Genomic DNA, 7,547 nt, shown 5'->3' with positions numbered 1-7,547 from the left:
TGGACCCCGTCGGGTGTAAAGAAGGACTTTCCGCTGCTCGCTTCGTACCAATCGAGCAGCGTCGCATTGTCATGGGCATCGGCTGCCTTCCGGAGCGCCGTATTGACCGTGCTTTCCCAGTTTCTCGGCACCCGGGTGTTCACGAGCACGACCTGCCGGACGTCCTTCAGCGAGTCGAGAAGCCTGGAAAGCTGCTTGGAGTTGAAGGCGCCGTTGGTTCCGAGCTCGATCACCACGTAGTCGCCGAGCTTGCCTTCCGCCCGGAGCCGCTCCACGATGTCAGGCGCTTCCGACATTTGCCGGCCGATCTCGGCATCGACGATGATGCCGGGAAGGTACTGCTGCAAATATGGAGCGGCGTCCAGCAGGATGGAATCGCCGATGGCGCTCACCGCCAGATTCCGCTTGACCGGTGGAGGGGCATTCGTTCCCGCTGCGCCGGCCCCTTGCCCGGACGCCTTGCCCGAACTCCCTCCAGGCTCGTCGGCTTTGGCGGGAGGCGTGCCGGCCACGCCTACGGGATCCGCGGACGATGTTGCTTTGCCGCCGGCGGAAGGCGGGTCTTCGGCCTGGCCTGTAGTGCCCGAAGCTGCATCATCCGCAGCCTGCTGGCCCTGGGCTGCAGGAGGCGTTTGCGCCTCGGCTGGACTGCCGGCGGAGGTCTTCGCCGGGCCGGCGTCGTGATGATCGCCGCCTTTTGCGGTTTGCTGGCCGGAAGCATCGGCATCCGCATTTCCTGTGCCGTACCCGGCAGCGGAAACCTCCTGTGACACCGGGCTGGAGCCGTCAGCTCCGGAAGCGGCCGGGCCGAGCGCCTGGACGGTGGATGCCACCGCCGGTGTCCGGGCGATGCCTGTGCAGGAGATAATGACCAGCAGCAGTAAGGTAGCCCCGGTAATCCAGCCCTTCAGCGGAATCTGATCTACGCCCAGTTTGCCGGAGCGCAGCTTCTTCCACCCTTTTCCCAATAACCCTTTGCGGATCGGTTCTTCGATCAATGTATACGACAGCGCAGCCAGCGTAATGCTGGCAGCCACCTGAAATACGGCTTTCAGGACGCTCACGTCTCCGGCTCCGTTTGTTGTGGATAAAATGATTACTGGATAATGCCATATGTATATGCCGTAGGAGCGAACGCCGAGCCATCGCAGCGGCTTGCAGCCAATCCATCGGCCGATCCGGCTTGCCGGGTGGGCGAGCACGGCCACGGCGGCGGCTGCGGCCAGCGACAGGAGAACCAAGCCGCCGGGATACAGGAATGCGTCGTATTCGTTGGTGGTCCAGATCATGACCAGAATCGCTGCTAAGCTGAGTATGCCTATGCTGTCCAGCAAGCGCCTGGAGAACCGGTCGATCCGGGGAGACAGCTTGCGGCTGGGCCAAATAATGCTGAGCGCGGCACCGATCAGGAGCGAAAACGCCCGTGTATCCGTCCCATAATAAACCCGGCTGGGATCCGTCCCCGGATCGTAGATGACCAGCATCGCCAGGGCGGACACCGCCGCGGCTGAGAGCATGAACAGAAACATTTTTCCCCGCCGCGGGGCGAGCTTCAGACCGATCAGCATAAGCAGCGGCCACAGCACGTAAAACTGCTCCTCAACCGATAACGACCACACGATGTCCGAGCGGCGAGACGGGCCCGAATTTTTCAAAGTACGAAACCTGGTGGTAGATCAGATACCAATTGTTGACATAAAAGAGGGACGAGATCGCGTCGCCCTTTAAAACCGGCATCGTAGACGGCCGCGCCAATGTCACCCAGGCGGTCACGGCAGCGAGCATGACGATCATGGCGGGAAGCAGCCTCCGGCACCGTCTGATCCAAAACTGCTTCAGGTCCAGTGTTCCGCTCCTTCGCCACTCGGCGGTAAGAAGATCGGTGATCAAATATCCGGACAGGACGAAAAATATGCTGACGCCAAGCAGTCCCCCCGGCGCCCAGCCGACGTTCAGGTGGTATAAAATGACAGCGAAAACAGCCAGGGTCCGGAGTCCGTCCAGTCCCGGCATATATCTTTTTTCATTCGGCGAGAGGTGAATCATAGCGGCTTACCCGGCTTTCCAGGCAGGTGAGCGGCGCTGTTGTTAACGGTTATGTATGAACTTCCTGAGATGTATGTGCGCATTCTTTAGCTGCCTCCAGACATTGTTGATCGGTGAAACATAAGTTTACCATGTCATACTTTATCATAGGCCACCGGAGGGAAAGTTACAAAATGATTGCGTTCATTTCACATTTTATCATTATGTATATAGATTGAACTAAAGCTTTGATGAACTTCCGTTAGATCTGCTGAAAGTGGGGAATGAATGAAAATGAATGTAATCATGAGAAGGATGAGTGAATTTTCGCCTGCCGAGCTTACGGACCTTTGGAACGAAGGGTTTAAGGGGTATTCGGGTTATATGGAAACGAAAGGCGTCGACATGGACGGTAAAGATATTCTGATCACCAACGGGTTCACGGAAGCTTATGATATCATCCTGTCCTCGCTGAACGTGAAAGAAAAGCACATCTTGTGCGAAAACCCGACTCATCATACAGCCATCAAAATTTCGAAGCTTCAAGGATATGACATCACCGGGATCGGCATGGAGCAGGACGGGATCGATATCGGCGAGATGGAGCGGGCGCTGACCGAAAACTCCTTCGGTCTGGCGTTCCTCACCCCGTCGTATCACAATCCAACCGGGATCGTAATGTCGGCCGAGAAGCGGGTCGAAGTGCTGCGCCTGCTGGCAAAGCACCAGATTCCATTGATCGAGGACGGTTTCAATGAGGAGCTGCGATATTCGGGCTCGCACATGGCTCCTCTGGCGGCCTTCGGCGGGGATGGAAACAGCGTCATTTACCTCGGGAGCTTTTCCAAAATATTGTTCCCGGGCATCCGCATCGGCTGGATCGCGGCGGACAGGGAGCTGATCGATGCGCTGGTCAGCGTCAAGCGGGCGAGAAACATTCACACCTCCACGCTGGATCAGGCGGTGCTGTATCAATATTTTCATAACGGCAATTTTGAAAAGTATTTAAAGCGGGCGAAATCTGAATATAAGCATAAGCACGAGCTGGCGGTAGAGTGCTGCCGCAAGTATATACCGCACAAAAGGTTAACCGGAACCGGCGGGCTCCATCTGTTCCTGGAGCTGCAGGACGGCATCCGCTCAAGGGATATTCTGCGGGATTGTTACGAACAAGGCGTGGTGTTTACCGCAGGAGATGTGTTCTATACGGACGATCAGGGCGAGGGAACGCTGCGGATCGGTTTTTCACGGGTGAGCGATGAAGACCTTGTGCACGGCATTCAGGTGATCGGAAAGGCGGTCCAAAGACGAATGGAGGAGAACGGATGTTAAGAGTAGGCGTAATTATGGGCGGAGATTCCTCCGAACGGGAGGTGTCGCTGATGACGGGCAGGGAGATCATTTCGCATTTGGATCCCGCCAAATACGAAGTCCGGCCGATCGAAATTACGAGGAAACGGGATTTGCCGCAGCAGCTGGCCGGTATAGACATGGCCGTGATCGCCCTGCACGGCAAATATGGGGAAGACGGAACGATCCAGGGTACGCTCGAGACGCTCGGTGTTCCATACACCGGCAGTGGCGTTTTGGCGAGCAGCCTGTGCATGGACAAAAATATGGCAAAGAAGCTGCTCCGTTACGAGGGTGTAGAGACACCCGACTGGACGCTGCTGACGAGTCCGGATGAGCTGGAGAACGTGCTCGCCTCGGAACCGCTCTATCCGCTTGTCGTCAAGCCGAACAGCGGCGGTTCCAGCGTCGGCGTTACGCTGGCGCGGGATGAGCAGAGCTTGCGGGAAGCGGTGGAGCGCGCTTTCCACTGGGACGATGAAGTGATCCTCGAGCAGTATATCAAGGGCGAGGAAATCACGTGCAGCCTGCTGAACGGCGAGTACCTTCCGGTTCTGGCGATCAAGCCGAACGGGGAGTTTTTCGATTACACTTCCAAATACGAAGAAGGGGAGTGCGAAGAAGTCGTCGCGAGCCTGGATCCGGATACCGCCGAACGGGTCCGCCGGGCCGCCGAGCTCAGCTGCCGCGTGCTCAAATGCAGCGTATACGCGAGGGTGGATGTCATGCTCCACCAGGGCATTCCTTACGTGATGGAGGTCAACACGCTGCCTGGTATGACCCGGACCAGTCTGCTGCCCAAGAGCGCGCAGGCCGCTGGGCTGTCCTTCTCCGCCCTGCTGGACCGGATCATCGAGGGGTCATTGGCTGAACGGCGGCGGGAATACGGGCTCGTTGTGTAATCGGTGGGTGACAGCAAAGGAGCTGCTTTTAGGGCGGATCGCCCTGAAAGCAGCTCCTTTTGTTGAAGAGATCAAAAAATATAAACATCCGAAGCCAGATAAGCCGCGTCTTTCTCGCAGTACCGACTCATCCGCCGACGGTCCCCGCGGATTATTTAAAGATACCGCTGATCTCTTCGACTTCAGCATCCGTTAATTGAACGTCCAGCGTCTTCAGGTTTTCCTTCACCTGCTCCGGTTTTTTCGCTCCCGGAATCAATGCGTCAATGGCCGGCTGTTTCAGGTACCAGGCCAGCACCACATGGGCCACTTCGACGTTCTTTTGCGAAGCGATCGGCCGCAGTCGATCCACCTTGTCCAGGTTCCGGGCGAAAGCTTCGCCTTGAAAGCGCGGATTGTTCGCGCGGAAATCGCTGAACGTGGTGTCCTTCGTATATTTGCCGCCAAGCAGGCCGGAAGCCAGCGGGAAATAAGGGACAAATGAGATGCCGTTCGCTTCGCAGTATGGAAGCAGCTCCTTTTCCGCGTCCCGGGCAAAAAGGTTGTATTCCGATTGGAGCACATCCACATAGCCGTTCACGTTTGCCTCTTTCAGCTGGTCGATGCTGAAATTCGATACGCCGATGGCCCGGATTTTGCCCTGTTCCTTCAGCCTCTGCAGCGCTCCGACGGCTTCAGCCTTCGGCGTCTGCTCGTCGGGAAAATGGATGTAGAACAGGTCGATGTAATCCGTCTGCAGGCGTCTTAGACTGTCTTCGACCGACTGCTGCAAAAAGGCGGGCGAATTGTCCATCACGACTTTGCCATCCACAAACTTGTGCGCGCCTTTGGTCGCGAGGACGGCTTTCGCTCTGCCTTTCTCCTTCAGCACCTCGCCGATCAGCTCTTCGGAGCGGCCGGGACCGTAGATGAACGCGGTATCCAGGAAATTCACCCCGAGGTCGAGGGCAGTCCGGACCACGTCCCTGCCTGTCTCTTCATTCAGATTCGGATACAGATTATGCCCGCCGACAGCGTTGGCTCCAAGCCCAATCGGATTAATGTGCAGATCGCTTTTGCCTAAACGAATCGTAGCCATGGTGATCTCTCCTTCTCTACATTCATTGATGGTAATCCTTAATTATCATATCAAATTGCGAACTGTTTATACAATATGTACAGTTAAGCGAGGGACGTGAGAGAGACGGCTCCACTGAAAATGAATCGAAAAAAACCGGGCACGGATAATTTCCGTGCCCGGCTATGCGGCAGTGCCTGCCGAACCACTAAAAGTAACAGTCATGTATGAGTTCCAACACGTGTATATCTCAAAGGCTCTTAACACAAATGTTTTTATGAGCCCGGTCATTTCTTGGTTCCGACGGCATTCGTGATCAGCGATGCGAGCAGTTTGGCTCCATCCTTCTTGAGATGGACCCCGTCGGGTGTAAAGAAGGACTTTCTCCCCATCACGATGAGCATGGACATGCTCCTCAAGAGAAGTGCAGATCAAGGATTGTCGCTTGCCCAGTCGATCGTCGGCTGTGTGGGCGGTATTCCCGTCGGTTTTGTCATGAACGGTCTGCGGAATAACGGCGGCGTGAAGACAGCATGGAACGGGGGAACGGGGATCATCCCGGCGTATCGGGGCAAAGGCATCGGCAAGCTGCTGATCAAGGCCAGCCTTGAGCTGTACAAAGCGGAGGGTGCGGATGTCGCCCTGCTCGAAGCGCTGAGCGATAACAATCCGGCGATATCGCTGTACGAGCGGATGGGATATGAGGTCATTGACGATCTTTTCTTCTATGAATGCAAAAGCCTGAAAGATGAAGCGCTGACGAGCGGCGGTTCCGGGAAGTACGAATTCCGCAGGGGCATTCCGCAGGATATCCAAAGGCTGCACGTGCCGGTCAGTAACCAGCCTTGGCAGACGCAATGGGAGAGCGTCGTGAACGGAGAATCGCTGATCGCGTTCGATCCGGAAGACCAGCCTGCCGGTTACGCATTGTATAAAAGGGGCTTCGATGATCAGGGGACGCATAGTTCCACGTCGCTGTTTCAATGCAAGGTTCTGGGCGGGCAAAGCGAAGACGCTTTGGCGCTAATGAAGGGCCTCCTAAGCGAAGTGTTTGGGCCGTCCAGCCTTGGACTGACCCTGCGTACCGTCAATATTCCCGGGTCCGAAACGATGCTGACGGGTGTGCTGAAGGAAGCCGGTTTTGGCATATCGGTCAGCCAGGTACATATGAAACGCGGCGTGTAACGGCTCAAGCGTTTATAAACTATACACGGGCGGAAGCTGCCGGTGGGAACGCTGAGTTACTCCCGATCCTCATGGATACGACTGACGCTTGTGCAGTTTCGCGGTTATTGTTAAGATATGTTGCGGGCGGTTTCGATCCGAAAAGTCAAAACCGGACGAGCTTTTGGCCTGAATATGGATCAGCTTATGATAGAATTGCAATCGGTTACAAAGCCGGGTCGTCAGATTTCGGACAAATGACAAATGGCTATAACAGCACGGGTGACTATTTTTAAACCTTGAATCAGGAGGATGCATCATGGCGAATACGAGTATTATTCTTAGGGTTGAGCTGGATCACGGGAAGGTAACTTTTGGAGATGTCGCAGCCGCGATCAGTAAATCGGGAGGGGACATCACCTCCATTGACGTCATCCGCCCCGGGAAGGATTCTTCTGTGCGGGATATTACGGTAGAAGTGGTCGACACGCAGGAGGACCGCGTCGTTGAATCGCTGAAGCGGCATGACGGCATCAAGCTGATCAACGTGTCCGACCGGACCTTTCTCGTTCACTTGGGCGGCAAAATCAAGGTTCAGCCGACGCTGCCGATCAAAAACCGGGACGACTTGTCGCGTGTGTATACGCCAGGCGTGGCCAAGGTGTGCACTGCGATCCACGAAGACCAGGATAAGGCTTATTCGCTCACGATTAAACGCAATACGGTAGCGGTCATTACCGACGGTACAGCCGTTCTCGGACTTGGGGATATCGGTCCGCATGCGGCGGCTCCCGTGATGGAAGGCAAGGCGATGCTGTTCAAGCAGCTTGCCGGCGTCGATGCGTTTCCGATCTGCCTGGACACAACGGACACGGAGGAAATTATCCGGACGATCAAGGCGATCAGCCCGATTTTCGGCGGCATCAACCTGGAGGACATCAGCTCTCCGCGCTGCTTCGAAATCGAGACGCGGCTGGCCCAGGAGCTGGATATGCCCGATATTCCATGATGACCAGCATGGTACGGCCGTGGTCGTCATCGCTGGTCTC

At 56.0% G+C, this 7,547-nt stretch carries 5 protein-coding genes and 2 pseudogenes; 4 read left to right on the top strand and 3 right to left on the bottom strand.

Going from position 1 to position 7,547, the window contains the following annotated elements:
* Both CPT76_RS15225 and CPT76_RS39790 read right to left on the bottom strand, forming a co-directional pair.
* On the bottom strand, positions 1 to 1,586 hold a 1,586-nt coding region (locus CPT76_RS15225), incomplete at its 3' end, for an acyltransferase family protein (protein WP_258168524.1).
* Between the two features lie 13 nt (positions 1,587 to 1,599).
* Positions 1,600 to 2,046, bottom strand: a complete 447-nt coding sequence (locus tag CPT76_RS39790; protein WP_105443489.1) for an acyltransferase family protein — start codon at positions 2,044 to 2,046, stop codon at positions 1,600 to 1,602.
* 360 nt (positions 2,047 to 2,406) lie between these two features.
* On the opposite strand from CPT76_RS39790, the pseudogene CPT76_RS15215 reads away from it, so the two are divergent.
* Both CPT76_RS15215 and CPT76_RS15210 read left to right on the top strand, forming a co-directional pair.
* Positions 2,407 to 3,357: pseudogene (locus CPT76_RS15215) on the top strand (aminotransferase-like domain-containing protein); the annotation flags it as partial.
* Positions 3,351 to 4,277 (top strand): D-alanine--D-alanine ligase, encoded by a 927-nt coding sequence (locus tag CPT76_RS15210; protein WP_105443487.1) that lies wholly within the window; start codon positions 3,351 to 3,353, stop codon positions 4,275 to 4,277. The pseudogene CPT76_RS15215 and the gene CPT76_RS15210, both read left to right, overlap by 7 nt.
* Positions 4,278 to 4,428: 151 nt before the next feature.
* Here CPT76_RS15210 and CPT76_RS15205 read toward each other — a convergent pair whose 3' ends face one another.
* Positions 4,429 to 5,355: an aldo/keto reductase gene (locus CPT76_RS15205; RefSeq protein WP_089546672.1), complete on the bottom strand. Its 927-nt coding sequence runs from the start codon at positions 5,353 to 5,355 to the stop codon at positions 4,429 to 4,431.
* Between the two features lie 375 nt (positions 5,356 to 5,730).
* Between CPT76_RS15205 and CPT76_RS15200 the strand changes: the two genes are divergently transcribed.
* On the top strand, positions 5,731 to 6,519 hold the full coding sequence (locus CPT76_RS15200; protein WP_105443486.1) for a GNAT family N-acetyltransferase: 789 nt from the start codon (positions 5,731 to 5,733) through the stop codon (positions 6,517 to 6,519).
* 298 nt (positions 6,520 to 6,817) lie between these two features.
* Positions 6,818 to 7,547, top strand: a pseudogene (locus CPT76_RS39785) (NAD-dependent malic enzyme); the annotation flags it as partial.

Origin of the sequence: Paenibacillus sp. AR247, from assembly GCF_002968895.1 — a bacterium.
GTDB classification, from domain to species: Bacteria; Bacillota; Bacilli; order Paenibacillales; family Paenibacillaceae; genus Paenibacillus_AQ; species Paenibacillus_AQ favisporus.
Note: the sequence above shows the minus strand (reverse complement) of the source record. Positions and strands in the feature narration are given on the sequence as shown.